This is a genomic window from Bradyrhizobium sp. CCBAU 65884, assembly GCF_028128835.1.
Lineage (GTDB): Bacteria > Pseudomonadota > Alphaproteobacteria > Rhizobiales > Xanthobacteraceae > Bradyrhizobium > Bradyrhizobium ottawaense.
Window position 1 is genome coordinate 14,191 of sequence record NZ_LBJU01000120.1, and the last position, 16,545, is coordinate 30,735.

Annotated in this window: 11 protein-coding genes and 1 pseudogene; 4 read left to right on the forward strand and 8 right to left on the reverse strand. The window is 57.9% G+C overall.

The annotated features are described in order from the left end of the window. Positions 1 to 1,175 precede the first annotated feature (1,175 nt). The 3 genes from XI03_RS21135 to XI03_RS21145 all read left to right on the forward strand — a co-directional run bounded on the left by XI03_RS21135 (position 1,176) and on the right by XI03_RS21145 (position 5,085). Complete coding sequence (locus tag XI03_RS21135; protein WP_271593177.1) at positions 1,176 to 2,303, forward strand: M20 family metallopeptidase; 1,128 nt, start codon at positions 1,176 to 1,178, stop codon at positions 2,301 to 2,303. 973 nt (positions 2,304 to 3,276) lie between these two features. Beyond that, the gene (locus XI03_RS21140) at positions 3,277 to 3,540 is read left to right on the forward strand and encodes a hypothetical protein (RefSeq protein ID WP_271593178.1); all 264 of its coding nucleotides are present in this window, start codon (positions 3,277 to 3,279) and stop codon (positions 3,538 to 3,540) included. Between the two features lie 228 nt (positions 3,541 to 3,768). Then, a complete protein-coding gene (locus tag XI03_RS21145) occupies positions 3,769 to 5,085 on the forward strand; it encodes a peptide ligase PGM1-related protein (protein WP_271593179.1) in 1,317 nt (438 codons plus the stop codon). 778 nt (positions 5,086 to 5,863) lie between these two features. Here XI03_RS21145 and XI03_RS21150 read toward each other — a convergent pair. From XI03_RS21150 to XI03_RS21180, 7 genes and pseudogenes are all read right to left on the reverse strand, one after another. Beyond that, entirely contained in the window at positions 5,864 to 6,445 is a 582-nt protein-coding gene (locus tag XI03_RS21150) for a hypothetical protein (protein ID WP_271593180.1), read from the reverse strand. A gap of 332 nt (positions 6,446 to 6,777) precedes the next feature. Next, positions 6,778 to 6,885: pseudogene (locus tag XI03_RS21155) on the reverse strand (transposase domain-containing protein); the annotation flags it as partial. Positions 6,886 to 7,181: 296 nt separating this feature from the next. Next, a complete protein-coding gene (locus XI03_RS21160) occupies positions 7,182 to 7,868 on the reverse strand; it encodes a 2OG-Fe(II) oxygenase (protein ID WP_271593181.1) in 687 nt (228 codons plus the stop codon). Further along, the gene (locus tag XI03_RS21165; RefSeq protein WP_271593182.1) at positions 7,849 to 9,021 is read right to left on the reverse strand and encodes a GFA family protein; all 1,173 of its coding nucleotides are present in this window, start codon (positions 9,019 to 9,021) and stop codon (positions 7,849 to 7,851) included. The genes XI03_RS21160 and XI03_RS21165 overlap by 20 nt, the downstream gene beginning before the upstream one ends. A 1,293-nt stretch (positions 9,022 to 10,314) precedes the next feature. Then, positions 10,315 to 11,157: an electron transfer flavoprotein subunit beta/FixA family protein gene (locus tag XI03_RS21170; RefSeq protein ID WP_271593183.1), complete on the reverse strand. Its 843-nt coding sequence runs from the start codon at positions 11,155 to 11,157 to the stop codon at positions 10,315 to 10,317. 579 nt (positions 11,158 to 11,736) lie between these two features. Then, positions 11,737 to 13,488, reverse strand: coding sequence for a nif-specific transcriptional activator NifA (gene nifA / locus XI03_RS21175; RefSeq protein ID WP_442869730.1), 1,752 nt, complete (start codon positions 13,486 to 13,488; stop codon positions 11,737 to 11,739). Positions 13,489 to 13,745: 257 nt separating this feature from the next. Continuing rightward, positions 13,746 to 14,582 carry an SDR family NAD(P)-dependent oxidoreductase gene (locus XI03_RS21180; protein ID WP_271593185.1) on the reverse strand — a complete coding sequence of 279 codons (837 nt, stop codon included), beginning with the start codon at positions 14,580 to 14,582 and terminating at the stop codon, positions 13,746 to 13,748. Between the two features lie 468 nt (positions 14,583 to 15,050). Between XI03_RS21180 and XI03_RS21185 the strand changes: the two genes are divergently transcribed. Continuing rightward, entirely contained in the window at positions 15,051 to 15,287 is a 237-nt protein-coding gene (locus XI03_RS21185) for a hypothetical protein (protein ID WP_271593186.1), read from the forward strand. Positions 15,288 to 15,352: 65 nt separating this feature from the next. Here XI03_RS21185 and XI03_RS21190 read toward each other — a convergent pair whose 3' ends face one another. After that, a complete protein-coding gene (locus tag XI03_RS21190; protein WP_271593187.1) occupies positions 15,353 to 16,465 on the reverse strand; it encodes a nodulation protein NodZ in 1,113 nt (370 codons plus the stop codon). Positions 16,466 to 16,545: the final 80 nt, after the last annotated feature.

A 16,545-nucleotide genomic window follows, 5' to 3' on the forward strand; every position in this document is an offset into this window, starting at 1 on the left:
TCGTCATGCTTGTAGATAGTCCAGAGGACATCGAAGTCCCCCCGATCTCGATCTGCACTTGCTCTTCACCTATTCCGACACCGCGCGCCCATTGCATCCCGCCGAACCAAAGTCGGAATCGCGTACTACTCGAGCGGCAGATCATAAGCCATCAGTTCTCTTCTGCCATTCGGGAAACGCCCTGTATCCATCCGGCAGATTTCCGTCAGGCCATGCGAACTCTCGCGAGCGGTGTCGCCATCGTGACGACCGGAGCGACAGCCGGAGGATGTGGACCGATTGTGAGTTTTATGCCGTTCATCCGTATGGAGCGGCCGTGCCTAGTGCATCAATGCCTGCTCTGAGAAAGCGTGATGAGATCCTTGCCAGCGGCAGCTTTCGAGCCAGCCTTCTCCGCGACGGGCAGGAGGACCTTGCCCTGATTTTGGCGGTCGGGAGGGGCCCAAACGCGTTCACCGCCTCGATACTGCGCCTGCAATCAAGCGTTCTCAACGTACCGCTATTGCCGAATGCATTTTGCGGGTCGAATGCGTCTTGTATGACGACAGGTGCTTGGCACATACGGTCTTTATCGGACAAATATCGCGCCACGAGAAGGCCCTGGCAAATCCATTGATCAACTTCCGGGGCGCGCTTCGAATCTTACTGCTGGACTGAGTGCGGGTTGCGCAGATCCCCTCGGGCGAGCAGTAGCTGGATGCCCTCGATCCTTGGTCGCTTCCGGCGACACTTATCGAACAATCGCCCGGGCTAAACCTGGTTTCAGATTAGTTTCCGTATTGAAAGGTCTCCTCAGTTCCGGCCATTTTTGCCCTTGGCCGGTCGTGCTATGTCAGCGCTGGTTAGCGACGACCCGCGTCTAAACGCGTGGGGGTCACTTCGTCAATGCAATGCGATTTGCGCGGATGTCGTAGGAAGGTCCTGATAAGAATAATTAAACTTCACCAGAACCGCCTTCTGCTGGGGCCGCATAATGCTGCCGAGAACTACCAGCTTAGGTAGCGCAGTTAAAATCGACAGTCGCGTACAAAGTTGGCGCAGCAAGATCGGAGCCAGAGGCACGCCTTTGGTTTGGCGGCTCTTTAGATCCTCGGACTCGATACTGATGTGAGTACCTGGGCGATCTCATGGTCTTGCAGAAGCGAGGACAATAGAATTCAAGGCGTCAGACAAGCATGTCCAGCAACCCATTCGAAATCGCCCCGATTCTCGAGGGTATTCGCCGCTGGGTCGTGATCGAATCTCCGACGGAGCGGCCGGATCAGGTCAACAAATTGGCTGATGTCGTCGCAGCAGGCTATCGCGACCTGCCGGCCAGCGTCGAGCGCGTTGCGGGACGTGACGGCTGCGGCGATCATTTGGTCATCCGCTCATCTTGGGGCCAGGAGGGCGTACCAGGCATTCTGGTCTTGAGCCATCTCGACACCGTTCATCCGATGGGATTCATCGAACGGCTCCCATTCAAAATCGAACGCGACAGTGCGTTCGGCCCCGGCATCTACGACATGAAGGGCGGCGCCTATCTCGCCTATCAGGCATTCCGGCAAATCTGCGCCGATGATGTACGCCCGCCGCTCGGTATCACCCACCTCTACGTTTCGGACGAAGAGATCGGCAGTCCAACCTCGCGCTCGCTGATCGAGGCCGCAGGCCGGCAGGCCAAATACGTGCTGGTGACCGAGCCGGCGCGCAAGGGCGGCAAGGTCGTCACGGGGCGCAAGGGCGTTGCGCGCTTCAACGTATTCATCAGGGGTGCGCCCGCACATGCCGGCACGCGGCCCGAGGACGGCCGCAGCGCGATCCGGGAGCTCGGCCATGTGATCCAGACTCTGGAGGCGATGAACGATCTCCCGCGCGGCATCACCGTCAATGTCGGCGTCGTCCGCGGCGGCACCAGGCCGAATGTGATCGCGGAACTGGCCTATGCGCAGGTCGACATGCGCGTCCCAACCATGTCCCATGCCGACGAGCTGTTGCCGAAGATTCTGGGCATCAGCTCGCGCACCGAAGGCGTCAGGGTGAAGGTATCAGGCGAATTGAACCGTCCGCCATATGAGAAGACCAGCGCCGGCGCGGCGCTTTACGCCCACGCCAAAAAGCTTGCTGCCGAGCTTGGATACGAGCTGCTCGACACGTTCAGTGGCGGCGGCTCCGATGCCAATTTCACCGCGCCGTATACCGCGACCCTTGACGGCCTTGGCCTCGAGGGCAAGGGCGCGCACACGCATTATGAGCAAATCTACATCTCATCGATTGAACCTCGGACGCGGCTGCTGTACCGCCTCTATCAGACGCTGCGATAGTGCTGGCACCAGTCGAAGTCGGTGACCACGACCTGTGGATGACGGCCCCCGGCACATTCGCCGCATCGTTTCTCGACGAGGCTGCGCCCGCCCATCAGGGCGACATCTTCGGAAGCTATGGATCGGCCGCATCGTGGCAATGCACGGTTGGCGCCAAATAGAAGTGGCTGAGCTATCCAATGACGGCGAAGCGGACTAACAGCGCGCAATCGGCCGCAAGGACAGCGAGCACCTGGTCCCGGCAAGGCAGCGTTTTCCGACAATAGCTCATCGGCAAGGACTCTGATGTCAACGGCAGACGAACTTTCTTGACGCAAATCGCAACGCTGAATGCTTGCCAGACCAGACCGGCCGGCCGACCTTTTCGGCAACCAGAGAGCTTGGCCATGTTCTCACAGCACGTCAAAAAGGGCTTGAATCTGACGTAACGTCAAATTGTACGGTCGTGAGGTTGGCACTGATCTTAGTCTGCCGCCGGGATTGTGAAGGATTGGGAATGTCTCAGCTGGTCAGATCCACGCCCCGACGGTCTGTCATGATCCTCATCCCCGATCGCGGGTCGCTCCGAAGGGCTAAGCGGCGCGTGGCGGCTACGGCGCTACCCCTCGCATCTAGATTTAAATCGTTCGGCATTCCTGAACGGAGACTATGTGGATCTCTTTGGCCGGACTACCGGAGAGCCGTTGAGGTCAGAATTGATCGACCTAGACCTCGATGCGAAGCGCGCGGGGGGCGCTGCTTCCTCAACCTGAATCAAAGCCCTCCTGCGGCGCGACAGCGCGCCAAAATCAGTTGGTCGAACCGGCGTTCCGCTCTGTTCAGACTGCTTTCCCGAGGCTGCAAGGCATTTTTTATCGCGCAAAGGTACGACAAACCGGGGATCTGCGCAGGTTCTAAGAGTGCTTGAGCTGCAAGTGCCACTCTGCCCAACACGCGGCATCGGAGATATTGCTTGGCATTCTGGAGCAGCAAGTTGAAAGAGCCCGACGGCGTAAAAAAGGTCCTGTTAGTCGACCATATGGAAGGTCAATGCCGTTGCATCATCGGCTTCAAAGATGGAGACGCCAGAGCGCCCTATATGTGCGGTGAGCCCGTATATCAAAAACGCGGCAAGAAACTGTCTTCGTGGTGTGCCTATCACTACCGACAGATGCACACGACCACCGCCGAGCAGGACAGAGTGAGTGATCAATCGCCCGAAATCCCTCAAGGAACATTCACCATTCGCAACGCATGACATCCATCAAAAGCCGGGTTGCACATGTTGCTGTGAAGGCAATCGACCAGAGGAGCTATCAATTGAGATCGGCGGATTGGATGTGGGCCGTGCTCTCCCGCTACATCGCGTGTGACATCGAGACGGTGCGAAGTCACCCTTCTCGCAGTGCCTCACCACGACGCAGCAAGTTCATTTTGTTGGCATGACGATCGCTGCCTGATCGCGTTTAGATGCCGGAGGTCGCACATGCCGCGGATCTTGATCATGAATGCCGGTACGGCTCAAATGTCGGGCGCTGATCTGACACCAGCTCAACTTTCGCTGGCCGCCCACTCGGCACACCGTTCAGCGTGGTTTGCTCAGCATGGCGACGTGATAGTCTCCCCGGTAGTCATCCCCGCGGATCTGTTATCCTCCATTGGGGCGACACTCGATTTCGACGCATCGACCCTTTTTCTGCTCGTACCTGAAGGCGGGCGCCAATCGCCGGTGCTTGATGACTGCACACTGCTGTCTAAGACTCTCGTCGAGCGGATCAAGAGACACATTCGTCAGAAATCAAACTGGCGACTGTATCCCTGCTACTCTACTGAAGGCGTCGCACGCCTGGCGGCCAGGCTGGGCATACCGCAGACCGGCGACGGCTTCGCTCTGCAGCGAGGGCCTGATCTGTTGAACCGCAAGAGCCACTTCCGTCAATTGGCGACAAGCGTCGCGCTTCCGCTGCCCAATGGATCTGTCACGACGGATTCAAACGACCTACTGAGAGCGATCACTTCCCTCAGATCCGAGACCGGTAGAGTGATCGTAAAGCTTGACAATGGAGCCGGTGGAGTCGGAAATGTCATTCTGACCTGCAATGAAAGCGATCCACTACCTGGGGCAAGAGAAACCCGGCGAATTTCATGGCGGTCTTTTGATCCTGACGCGCTTTGGTCTGAGATAACGACAGCGTCGTGTAAGACGCTGGTCGTGGAATCGTACCACCTGGCGCGGTCTATGTTCTATCTTGAGTACGAAATCGAGGATGATGGCTCGATCTTTTTTATCAACAGTGGAAACATACGTCTGCGTAAAAGCGCAGATCGAACCGAAAGAGCTCTGATCTGGACAGGACTTGAGCTTCCAAGCAGCCTGAGGGACGAACAGTGGTTGGTTGCCCAGGCGCACGCCTACCGATTTGTGGCGCTTGCGCGAGACCTGGGGTATCGCGGAATGATCAACATTGACGCGATTTTCGCGAATGACGGACGGTTGCTGTTTAATGAAGCGAACGGCCGCTGGGGTGGCGGCTCCGTGTTACACAGTATTGCCGTCAGGCTGCTGGGCTTCGACTATTCCGGTTGCAACGTTATTTCGTCAGTCAGAGACGTTCGATCACGGTCCGTCCAAACGGCGCATGATCGTTTCCGCAAGGAAGGATTTCTGTTCGACCGCACACGCAAGGAGGGCGTGATCCCGCTTGCCGCCGACGAAGCGGCTGGCACGGTGGAGTGCCTTGTGATTGCGCGCGACAGGCCCGCGGCCCGCGATCTGCAGCACCGGCTACTGAGAATAGTCTGATTGATATCCCATCGACCATATCTTACCTCAATTTATTTGACCCTGCCTCTGCTTTCGATCACGCGCTTGAAACTTGTACCTGAGAACGTGACGCGAATGTCGGCTTCGTCGGCCCTCACTATATCAGCTCCAATGGCGATTATCCTTAAGTCGGTCGGTCCTGAAGTGCCTGCCGATCGGCGACGAGGTGTCAAGCATGTGTTCCTGGTCGGTCCGTCAAATATGTGCGACTCTTGAGCGACGTCTCCAGCGCCTGCCCTGATGGGCTCCTCGAGCTTTAGCAAGTGGCGGCGCCGTCGGGCCCACGAGCGGGGCCTCACTAAAAGTAGCCGAAGTCGGGATCAACTGCGCGCTACATAGGTAGATTCGCTGTTCCTGCGCCCTAGAAAGACATGACGCGCGCGCCGTCAGGCAGTGGCCCCAAGCCTAGCAGTTCGACCACACCTTGATCCGTGCCGCCTCCGGTTTGGCGCGTTCTACAGGAGAGTAGGCTTGATAGACAAATCAGAAAAAATCGGCCGCTGAATACACACCCGATGGGAGTAGATGAAGCGGCTGGAACATCGCCTCATCTTACCAAATCTCGCCGTTGACCCAGCAGACTCCACCTCGTCAGACGCTGGATGCCAGCAATGTAGCGTAGGAGTGTGGTCTTGCCGCACCCTCGAGGAAAACTTCCCGTCGGTCCTTTTGGCGTGAGCGTTAATTCGCAACTAGCGGACAGTTGCGGGAGATCAGCTGAACGGCGGCGAGGCGATATAATCCAGCTCTGCTTCTCTCACGTGCCGGCACCTGGGCCGTTTATTTCCACCAAAATAACGACAAGAACAGTCAGAAAGGCGACAATCAGCATCCCGCGGACCATAGCTGTATCGCTTGAGCGCGGCGTCTCTGCAGCCAGGAGGTTAAGAGGCGGGGCGGCAGGATTGCACATCCCGTGCGTCACAACGGGGATGTTCGGCGTATCAGCGGCATCGGGGATATTGCCGGTCGGGCGTTGGGGCGTGCGGATCATACATGCAAAGGTGTGTTCCAGCCCCGCGGAATTGCCAGCCAGCTTGACCTGGCGGAAGTTGTCCGTCGGTTGACCGGGTGTGGCTAGCGTCGTTGGGCTGTCGCAGGGGCCGCCATTCCCGGAGCTTGGTACCATCTCTCGGGGACCATTCTGCTTGAATATCGCCACAGCTTTGACGCGCGAGGACTTGCGCCAGCGGCAGCGCTCGTTGTGTCTGAAAGTCCAGGTGCAAGCAGCTTCAAAGCAAGGTCGAAGAAGATCAATTGGATCAGCCTCATTAGGACTCCGAAGATAGTCGCTGCGGCCTTGCGTTCTTTGCGCCAGCTCCAGCTCCTTATCCAGCAATTTACGTGCCTGCAGAAATGCGGTCCGGGCGGTCTAGGCCAGAGTAACACTCGCAAAGCCTAAGCCACAAACCTGTGGAATCGCCCATCGTGTCGTCTCATTTCAGACATAGCCCGCTATGTCGCGCCATCGCCAACACCAGAAAATGGCATGTCATAGCTCTCCAGGACCATCTGCTGCTTTTCGCAACGTCCATTGGGCCGGTGCCCCCGTCGAAACGACTTCAAGTCGGGAAACCTTCGGCCTAGGCATACGGTCAGTCAAACGCCTATGTCTTCATCCTCCATCAAACCTCGGTAGCGGTCGTCGCCGGACCGATGCCGAGCGACGCTCTAGAGCGCGCCAATTGACATGAGGTCGTGGAAGCGCTTGACGGGATAATCCGGCAGGCGGGCCAGCACGTCAGCGAGCCACGCCTGTGAATCGAGGTCGTTGAGCTTGTCGGCTGTTTAAGTGTGATCGCTGTCGAGAACCGACGACAACAAGGGCTTCCTTAGCTCGGGGCGAGTTAAAATCGCGTACGCGCCGATACACCTCCGGGTCGAAGCAACGAGGATGGCTTGCCACAACTACCCTGAGGACCCTTTGCTCCGATTACGATCAAAGCCCGCCTGCCCTTCCACCGCGGGGGGTGGCCTCCGACCAGCATTGTAGCAGCTTTCCAATCTGACCAGCATGGCAACGCTTAGCAACGTCTCCTGAGAGCTCACCTGAGCCAAGTCATTCGAAAGCCATTTCAGCCAGCTGATAGGTCCCCGGTAGAGCTTTCGACGATCCGGCGGTTCGCGCCGCTGCGCTTTGAACAGAAGTAGACCAGCGATCGACGCTCCCCGGTCAACACAGGCTTCACCTCATGCCGGAGCTTACATGTGGTGACAAGCACTGCGCCAAGTGGCGGTCGGAATACCTGCTGTTCGTACTTGGTTGGGTATACCACGAACTCGCCCCCCTCGAAGTCTCTCGCGAGCTGCACAATGACCGCGTACTCGAAATCCGGGTCGCTCGCGGCATCCAGATGGATGCCAACAAAGGAACCGGGAGGCATCCGATGCATTTGGCATCGGCGAATCACGTAATCTGAGGTGGCTCCCAAGATCTTTTTTAGCGCGAAGCTGCGGTCTTCTCTTTCAAGTAGTTCCATGATCTGCCCTGGAGCTGCACCACTCACGTTGCGAGGAGCGCGGCCGGGCGGGTCGACCCTCACTCGTTTGACGAAGACATTGTGCGAGTCGCCGGCATCTCCCTCCCGCACTTCTTCTTCGGGAATCTCAGCCTGCAGCTGATCGATCTTGGCCAAGTCAGCTTGGGTGAACAATATCTGCGGGCCGATCACGACCGTCCCCTTCACCAACAACTCTATGCGGTACTTTGTTAACGCTTCTTCTGAAAGCAGACGGGATTTATTATTCATTGCACGTGCCATTCGAGTCCACTCCAACGCTTTGATCTTCGACGCAGGACTCCAGGCCCTGGTGCACCGAGCGGAATGCATCCTCCCAATGCTCGCCATCGAACTCGCTTATCCTTATGTCTTCGATGGTCCTTTTATCCAGACATCGAATATTTACGCTGAATCCGGACGGATTCGATCGCGGCCTATAGAACGGCTTTACGCCACAAACCCGGCAAAACGTGTGCCGAGCGATGTTCTTGTTAAATTGGTACGTCGAGAGGAATTCTTCGCCGCACCGAATGCCGAGCTTATCCCCACGTACGAGCAAGTGCAGAAATCCAGACATTTGGCAGATTGAGCAATTGCATCGAACCGCAGAGAGCTCACGCGGCGCTCGGACGCAGAACTTGACAGAACCACAATGACAACGGCCATGGTGCTCGATCTCCGAGTGACCATCTCCCCCAAGTGAGACAATACGGAGCAGGTCGCGGCACCATTGTAAGCTGAGCCGATAGGCTCGATCGAACTCATCCAAAAACCGACCATTGCGGTTCGCTGGGACAAGTTCGCCAATCAGACGACTAGTCATTTCTCCGTGATACTTCTCCGCCGGATCTTCTCCGCCGACGTGACTGCGGAAGTACTCAAGATCGTCAGGCCGCGCCTTAAAGGTTCTGACCAGAGTGGTCCATAGCGACTGGATCATGTCCGCGGCATGTAGCTCAAACGCGACCATGTAGGCGCAACGCACCAAGGGGTCACTCGATGACAATCCGGCATAGAGAGAATGCAGGTAACGTTTCGTCCTGGCGCTGTAGTTGGGCCGTATTGCTCTGCCGAGTAGTCGCGACGCATCCTTTCTAAACAGGTTTGAGTGGAAGTTTTCAGTCGCCAGAATATCGGGTAGCGCCGCCTTGCCGCCCTGGAGAATTCGGCCATACCCACCCATCTCATCCCAACAGATGAAATTCGCAACCACGCTGGTCAGTTCAATGTCCCTCGCAAGATCCCGATTGTGATGCATTGCGTTGAATATGAGATCCCTTTGCGACCCGGCTTGGAGGTACGGAAAGGCCTGTGACATCGCCAGGTATTCAGGCAGCAGGCTCGCGACCTGGTCTTCGGACATTTCCGCGGCGAACGGATGCACGCCGAACAGGGCCCGCGCTTGTTCAGTCAAATACTCGCAGCATATATGCGGAGGCTGATTGTGTGTAAATCGAGACGCTTGAGATCTCATTTGAGCCCTGGCGATAAGGAGAGAACGGCACTTCGCGAAGCAAGCTCGCGTCCGGGCCAACTATTGGCCGCCGCGCGAACGAGGGATTCTGGTTCGATGGGGCGTATGATCGCGTTCACCATCCAGGCGACATTCTTGGTGGTTACCCCCGCGCTATCAGACAGCGGCATGTCTCACTCCTGCTCACGCGCATCAAGGGAACGCTTTCATCAGTTTGAGCGGCGGCGATCCAGTCGGATTCCGGTCCACTCGTAGTCCTAGCGCGAATGTCCGGCACGGCCAGCATTCGCTTGCAGAGTCATGGTGAGATATTGCGCCGCTCACGCCATCGGAAGCTTAACGCCACATGCCCGAGCGGCGCGTCTGGTCGCCCGGGCGCTTCCAGCTTTCGCGATCTGTCATGATGGACCACGCCCCGCGGTTGCTGCTCCTGCAGGTTAAGCAATTCGCTGTGAGCTTGGTACGGCATTGCAAGAACCAATCTGACTCTAATCGGGTTGTTGAGGCCTTCGGCGCAAGCTGCGCGAAACGCCGGCTGCTCGCCGGCACAAGCGTCCCAAAGAGAGCGCGCTAGTTTTCGCGTTCGCGAGCACCACCACCAGGCTGTGTTCTTGGCCGCTTACAGCAATCAGCGTGCCAACGCGTGCACTCCCTCCATAACATTCTGAATACGCTGAAAAAGTGCTCGCGGCCGCCCCCTTATGGAAAGTGTATTGAACTTGACAGGCCTTGCACCTCCGTCGAAAACCAAACAGTGTGCAGCCAGCCACCACACACAATGGCTAGAGGGCGCTGTCGAAGCGCGGAGATTGCTTCAAAGCTGCCATGAAGGTGGGCTTCGCGCGACAGCGCTTGGGGCGCAGCAGCGGCGCACTAGCATGGCGATGCTGTCGCCGACGTTTTCCGAATTCATTCGTAACAACTACGCGCGACTTCGTGGCCTCAACGCTGTCGAACACGATCATAGGGTTGGATCTGGACGCAAGCGCAGCCCCTTGTCGGTGCGCTTGACCATCGCGGCCAGCTCCGGGCGCCGGTCGACGCCAATGTAGTCGATGGACAAGAGGCGTGCCGAGGTGATCGCAAGCAATCTAAGGAGGTCATGGACCGGAATGCGCAGGTCGCCGGCTGAGATGCGTAGCTACATGTCGCGCGCTCGCTGGACGCCGGGTGCCTCCTGGCGTTCGTACATCTTTTGACTGTTTCGATCTATCCTTCCCAAGACTCTGCAGATCAAGCGTCACGGACAAGCGCGGCAAGATCAGCTTCGAGCTTTGGCTGACGCTTGAAGATCGCGTCTATCAATGCCTGCGCCGGTTGCTCGGCCCCCTCAACCAGCGCCGCCTTCTCAGGTCGGGCAGAGGGAGCGAACACTCGCTTGACAACCGTTGGCGAGCCCTTGAGGCCGCATTTGGAGGCGTCTTCGACACCGGCATCGTGCGCGCTCCATTTCACGATGTGGGCCCGCGCGGCACGCAAAGCATCCGACATCGCGCCACGCCGGATTCGATTGGTTGCCTCCAGCATGGTGATCAGACACGGCAGCCTCGTACGCAGCACCTGGACACCACCTTCGGAGCGTCGCTCCGCTTCAATTGTATGGGCGGCGAGATCCAAGGATCTGACCTTGGCAACGTAGGTTAGCTGCAGGACGCCAAGTCGCTTTGCGATGCCGGGCCCAACCTGCGCTGTATCGCCGTCGATGGTCTGCTTTCCTGTGAAGATTACGTTTGTCGGCCCATATTCCTTGCCAATTTTTCGGATGGCTGTTGCAAGTGCATATGTTGTGGCCAGGGTGTCGGAGCCCGCAAAGCAGCGATCGGTGAGTAGTACGGCGCGATCGGCGCCATAAGTCAGCGCCTTTCGCAAGGAATCTTCCGCCGATGCCGGTCCCATTGTAAGCACGGTAACCTCGCCCCCGAATCGATCGCGTAGCTCCAGCGCGGCCTCGAGTGCGAAGAGATCATAGGGGTTGATGATAGTCGGTACTCCCTGACGCATGATTGTATTGGTCACGGGGTGCACACGGATCTGGGCCGAGTCCGGAACCTGTTTGATGCAGACGACATTGTGCACGGTGTTGCTCCAAAACTTGCGACAGCTGCCAAGACAACAGCAAGTGTTGTACCATCGCCGCCCTTTTGGAATGATCTAGCCCCCACAGAGGCTTAGACCGTTGATGCTCCCCTCTGCCAGCTCTTCATGACGAACGAATGCCGACACACGTCGGGGCTGCTACAGCGCTGTTTCCGAAAGGCGCGCCAGCTGAATGGCGCCAGGACAGTTGCGACAGATTACCGCCGCCAATCACGAGCGGGCGGCGGTCCGGTTGACGGTCAATGAGCATTGCCGCTCACTTGCCCGAGCTGGATCTAGGGACAGGCAAGACAACTGGGTAGATGTCGAGCAACTAACGGTTCGCGCTTGCATGTCGCGCTCTGTACGTCACCACGCGCAACTCCATCTGTCACTAAACCGGATGAGCCCGTCTGCAACAGAAAGGCTCGTAAGCGGCGCCGTTAGTTTCGCTCACAGCCAAATCGCCGCCGAGGGCAGACGCATTCCCTTCAGATTGCAATGAGAGTGTCGCGGAGATCGGCCAAATAGCTACTTGGCTCAAGTGTGATAGTGGCCGTTCCGGCCGATTTGGTCGTTTCAGAACCGCTTTATCTCGATTCCATATTTCCTCAGCGCGTAGCCGATCTGGCGCGGCGTTAGTCCGAGCAGGCGAGCTGCCTTTGCCTGCACCCAGCCAGATTTCTCCATGGCCGCAATGACCCGTTCGCGATCCGCCGTCTTCGCGCCACTTACGAGAACAGTGCCGGCAGGCGCCGGTGGGGCCAGTTCGTTGTCGATGGACGCGAGCGGCGAGGTCGCTTCAGCTAGCGGGGTGATGGACTTTGCGGGCTCCGGCGGGATGGGTGCTGGGCGGTTCCTCTCGTCCGATGTTCTTCTCCATAGCCTTGCGGAAAGACACTGGCCATGGAAGCAGGCAAAGTCACTTCGCACGATCGATGATCCCGCGCACAGCGTCGCTGTCCGCTCGATGCAGTTTTCGAGTTCGCGGACATTTCCTGGAAAGTTGCAGTTCATCAGTACATCGATCGCACTCGCCTCGAGGGTCAGTGTACGGCCGTTCTGGTCGTTGAACTTTCTGAGAAACTCGCCGGCAAGCAGCGGAATATCACTGCGTCTTTCGCGCAGCGCTGGTAACAGCAAGGGAACTACGCTGATGCGATAGTAAAGGTCGGCGCGGAACTCGCTGTTTGCCACGGCCTCTTCAAGGTCCTTGTTGGTCGCAGCTATGACTCGAACATCGACCTTAATAGTTTGGTTGCTGCCGACGCGCTCGAACTCCTGCTCTTGCAGGACGCGCAGCAACTTCGCTTGGAAGGGAGCTGAGATCTCCCCGATCTCGTCCAGAAACAGCGTTCCTTTGTCAGCAAGTTCGAAGCGTCCCTTGCGCGCGCTGAACGCACCGGTAAAGGCACCCTTCTCATGGCCAAATAATTCCGATTCCAGGACGGTCTCAGGAAGCGCCGCGCAATTCAGCTTAACGAACGGCCGCTTGGCGCGGGACGACGATTCGTGGATGGCCTTGGCTACGAGTTCCTTTCCGGTGCCGGATTCGCCACGCAGCAGAACCGTGCTGTTCGATTTAGCTATCACCGCGATCTTCTCGAGGAGCCCGCGCAGCGCCGGGCTGTTGCCAATGATCCCATGGACGTTTGGCTTCTTCCGCTCCCGAGCGGGTGGCCTGAGCTCAACCATCTGCTTTTGTAGATGGTCTTTCTCCGCCATCAGCCGTTCGCGATCGCAGGCGAACCAGCGATGTAACTTCACTGTGTGTCCCACCAGGTTGGCGATCATGGCGAGCAGCCGCGCATCGTAATCGAGCCGGAGGCTTGAGCTGTCGTCCCGGATACGGTCGATGGTCAGCGTACCTACGACCTTCGGATCAATACGAATCGGAACCCCGATAAACGACACCGGGACATCATCGGAGGCGCCGAGCACTTCCCGGTCGGCAGCGCTGAATGCCGGCTCGGCGGTCACGTTCTCGGCGACAAGAGGCCTGTCTGTCGCGACGATCTGGTCGATTGGCCCCCGCGGCAGGCGCATCCGGTAAGCTTCGTCGCTGCCTTCGCTCAGGCCGGCGCCCACTGTAATGTCCGGCATGCCGTCATCGTCGCACAGCGAGACGATGCCGTGTCGCATCTGCACAAACGATTGCAGGAGACGGACAACGTTTGCCAACGTGTCTTCGAGCGTACAAGGCGAGGTCAGTATTTTTGATATTTCAAAGATGCCGGTCAGCGCGCTCTCACGCAACGGCTCGTCCGAGAGCTTGCGCTCCGGCTCAGGTTCCGAGGCAAGTATTTCGCGTGAGGAAGGGATGTCCAGCATCAGGCGGTCTCCGTTGTCTTGATCATCCTCCCTGGTACCTTGTTCGGGTTGGCGACCTTCGTTTGGCATGTCATTCTCGGGTCTAGCGCCAAGTGTTGTCGAGATGACATAGAACCGTGACATATTTTCATGGCACCACAGTAAACTTACAGTGTGCCTTCATTTTGATTTTATGCGGATTGTGTGCGCCTCGTCAGCGGAGAGGATAAGCACCGCTGCTGCAGCTCAAGCCAGCTGCGTCGCCAAGCTTAGCCAATTCAAAGATGTTGCCCACCATTGATCGGCACCTCGGCACCCGTGACATAGCTCGCCGCGTCCGAGCACAGGAAGAAGATGACCTTGGCCACTTCGTCCGGCGTTCCCACTCTGCGGAGCGGGATAGTTGGCACCAGACGCGCTTCTGTGTCCGGCGACAACATGTCCGTCCTGATTTCGCCGGGCGCGATCGCATTCACGCGAACGCCATGCGGCGCATAATCATGCGCCATTTCGCGGGTGAGGCTCGCAAGCGCAGCTTTCGACGTCGCATAGGCGCTTCCTGCAAACGGGTGCACCCGCGAGCCCGCGATCGAAGTCACGTTCACGATCGATCCTGACGCGGCTCTTAGCTCCTCAAACAAACCCTGCGCGAGCAGGATCGGCGCCACCAGATTGAGATGGAACACCCTCATCCAGGTCTCGGTTGATGTCGTCAACGACGTCATCCGATCGCCAGTGGACGTTTTCGGCGAGACACCGGCATTATTTACCAGTGCGTGCAAAGGAGCACCGGCCAAGCGTTTCTTGACCTCGGTGATCGCGCGGGGCAGCATTCGATGGTCGCTGAGATCGACCTGGACATAATCCTCGTTTGCTGCCTCCCAGGGGCATCGCTCGCTGTCGAACGGTTGGCGCGCGCAAGAAATGATGCGCCAGCCCGCCTCCGCGAACAACTTGGCAGTGGCATGGCCAATTCCGCGCGATGCCCCGGTCAGCAACATGGTCTTCCGTTTCCCGCGATGAACACGGGCTTTATGAGCCTGGAAGACGCAACTGAACAGTGTCTCGGGCAGCGGCCCTCTGATCAGATTGTCATTTGGCAGATCGAGACCCACGCGCGCCTCCTCTCCTGTTGCGCCGACGCACGCGTAGCAGGATTTGCGCCAATACGTTGCACGTAAATCCGCTCCGGTTTCGCGTCCTAATGTCGCGCACACGGAATTCTTGGCGGGTTCAAGACAACATGCGTGTGCTTTGTGACAGCGAGGGTGCATCACCTACGTCATGTCGCGAGCACACGCGCCCTGCGTCAAGCGATCGGGATAGAGCGGCGGCCGGTCGCCGCGCCAACTCAAAACTGACGTTACCAGCTTCGTACGTTAGGATTCGTCGGCAACTAATGCTGCCTCCATCGCGCCCTGCTCTGCCGTGTCCAGCAATGGCGGCTCCCCGGCGGACTGATTGCGGACCACCGGTGGCGTACTGATTTAATCAAAAAGTGTGGATACCGAGTGCGCCCGTCCGCCCCAGCAAGTGCCCAGCCCCGACCACGGAATTCCCTGGCCGAAACGAGAACCTACGATATGTTCATCCGCGATCAGTCGACGGTTAGCTTCGACTTGCCGTCCGCCCGAGGCGAAGACGTTTCCACCTATTTAACGGGGCGGCAGCACGTCACGGCGATTGTTGTTGAGGTCGCGCTTAAGCGGAAGGCATTCGGCCGCCCGATCGTTCTGTTCCCCCGTGGAAATTCGGGCAGAGCCGCCAATCACGGCCCCGAGACCATCGACCTCACCTTTGGACAGCAATTGCCTGCGTGAAAAACACTGCGAGTACTGCTGGATGCAAAGAGCGACAATCAGATCGATCAAGCGAGCTACGACTTTCATGAAACCACCAGCTCTTGCGAGGTTTCTTCAATCAGGATCAATCGGCTCGGATCGTTCAAATCGAATTCTATAACGCGTGGGGCAAAGAGACGGGCATAGCGCGTGAACGCGCTTGTCGGGGGGAAACGGATCACGGTGTCGCAGCGCGCAAGGAGATACATTTCGATGAGGGCGGAAAAGCCGCCCTCGGCTCCGAGCCCGGCGCTGTGCAATGGGCCGGCCTGAGGCGCCTGGAACCGTTTTGGAATCGTGAAAACATCAGGAAACATAGCCGAAACCCTCTCAAGCACGAGCGGGCTGTCCGTGCACAGGAAAGCCATCACGGGTTTTGGGTGGGGTAAACCCCTGGCTTTATCAATGGCATTACAGACCTGTCGCAAGGCGCCCTCCGGGTCGCTCCAATAGGGAGCATGCCCCATAATATCCTCACCGTTGCCATGCCGGACATGAATGCCGATAACGCTGTACGGCTCAAAGTGCTCGTGGTAGATAGCATCGATCCGAGCCTGAATTTCAGGTCGTGGCTTGATGCTCCGAAAGATTTCTCGTTCAGCGTCCTGATCGCAGCGCCACATCAGGCAGGCGTCACACACAACCGTGTTGGCCTCACTATCTTTTCGACTTTGGAACAGTTGATCGAGTTCGTCGCGTTCCCGGAAAATCTGCTCGTCCGGGCGATAGACGCAATCGATGGATGGCTTGTTCCACCATGCCGGGAAGAATGGCCCCGGAAACGAACACTGATTGATCTCGTCGTCGCAAATCACCCGCACGCCGGCAATGTCTTGAACCGGTTCGAAGAAGACTGGAAAAGCATTAGTAAAAGGCTCATCGAGATAACACGACCCCCGCCAATCAATGGCTAGCGTCCGTCCTGTCTGCTTTGCAAAGCGCCAGGCTGCGGCCAGTGACCACAGGCAGTCGCCGAATCCCGTACGTCGCCGGGAAACCACAAACCGGTCGTTTCTCAAACCGCTAAGCATCTGCATTGCCTCTTCCCGGTCTCCTGGTTGGACAGGAGACGTCCTTGCAGACATCTCGCGTATCATCTCCTCCGACGCCACCGTCTGAAGTCTCGGTGCCGGCGAGCTGCGTCGGTAGAACTTCATCGCAACGATGTCCCTGATCTGCCGCGTTCTCTCAACACTCTTCCGTTTCTTCTTCAGCGGTGTTGCGTCGAGGTGCCCGA

Coding starts and splice junctions, on each gene's coding strand:
- XI03_RS21135 (WP_271593177.1), top strand. CDS start 1,176: ATGTCCAGCAACCCATTCGAAATCGCCCCGATTCTCGAGGGTATTCGC.
- XI03_RS21145 (WP_271593179.1), top strand. CDS start 3,769: ATGCCGCGGATCTTGATCATGAATGCCGGTACGGCTCAAATGTCGGGC.
- XI03_RS21160 (WP_271593181.1), bottom strand. CDS start 7,868: ATGGCACGTGCAATGAATAATAAATCCCGTCTGCTTTCAGAAGAAGCG.
- nifA (WP_442869730.1), bottom strand. CDS start 13,488: ATGCTGGACATCCCTTCCTCACGCGAAATACTTGCCTCGGAACCTGAG.
- XI03_RS21185 (WP_271593186.1), top strand. CDS start 15,051: ATGTTCATCCGCGATCAGTCGACGGTTAGCTTCGACTTGCCGTCCGCC.
- XI03_RS21190 (WP_271593187.1), bottom strand. CDS start 16,465: ATGAAGTTCTACCGACGCAGCTCGCCGGCACCGAGACTTCAGACGGTG.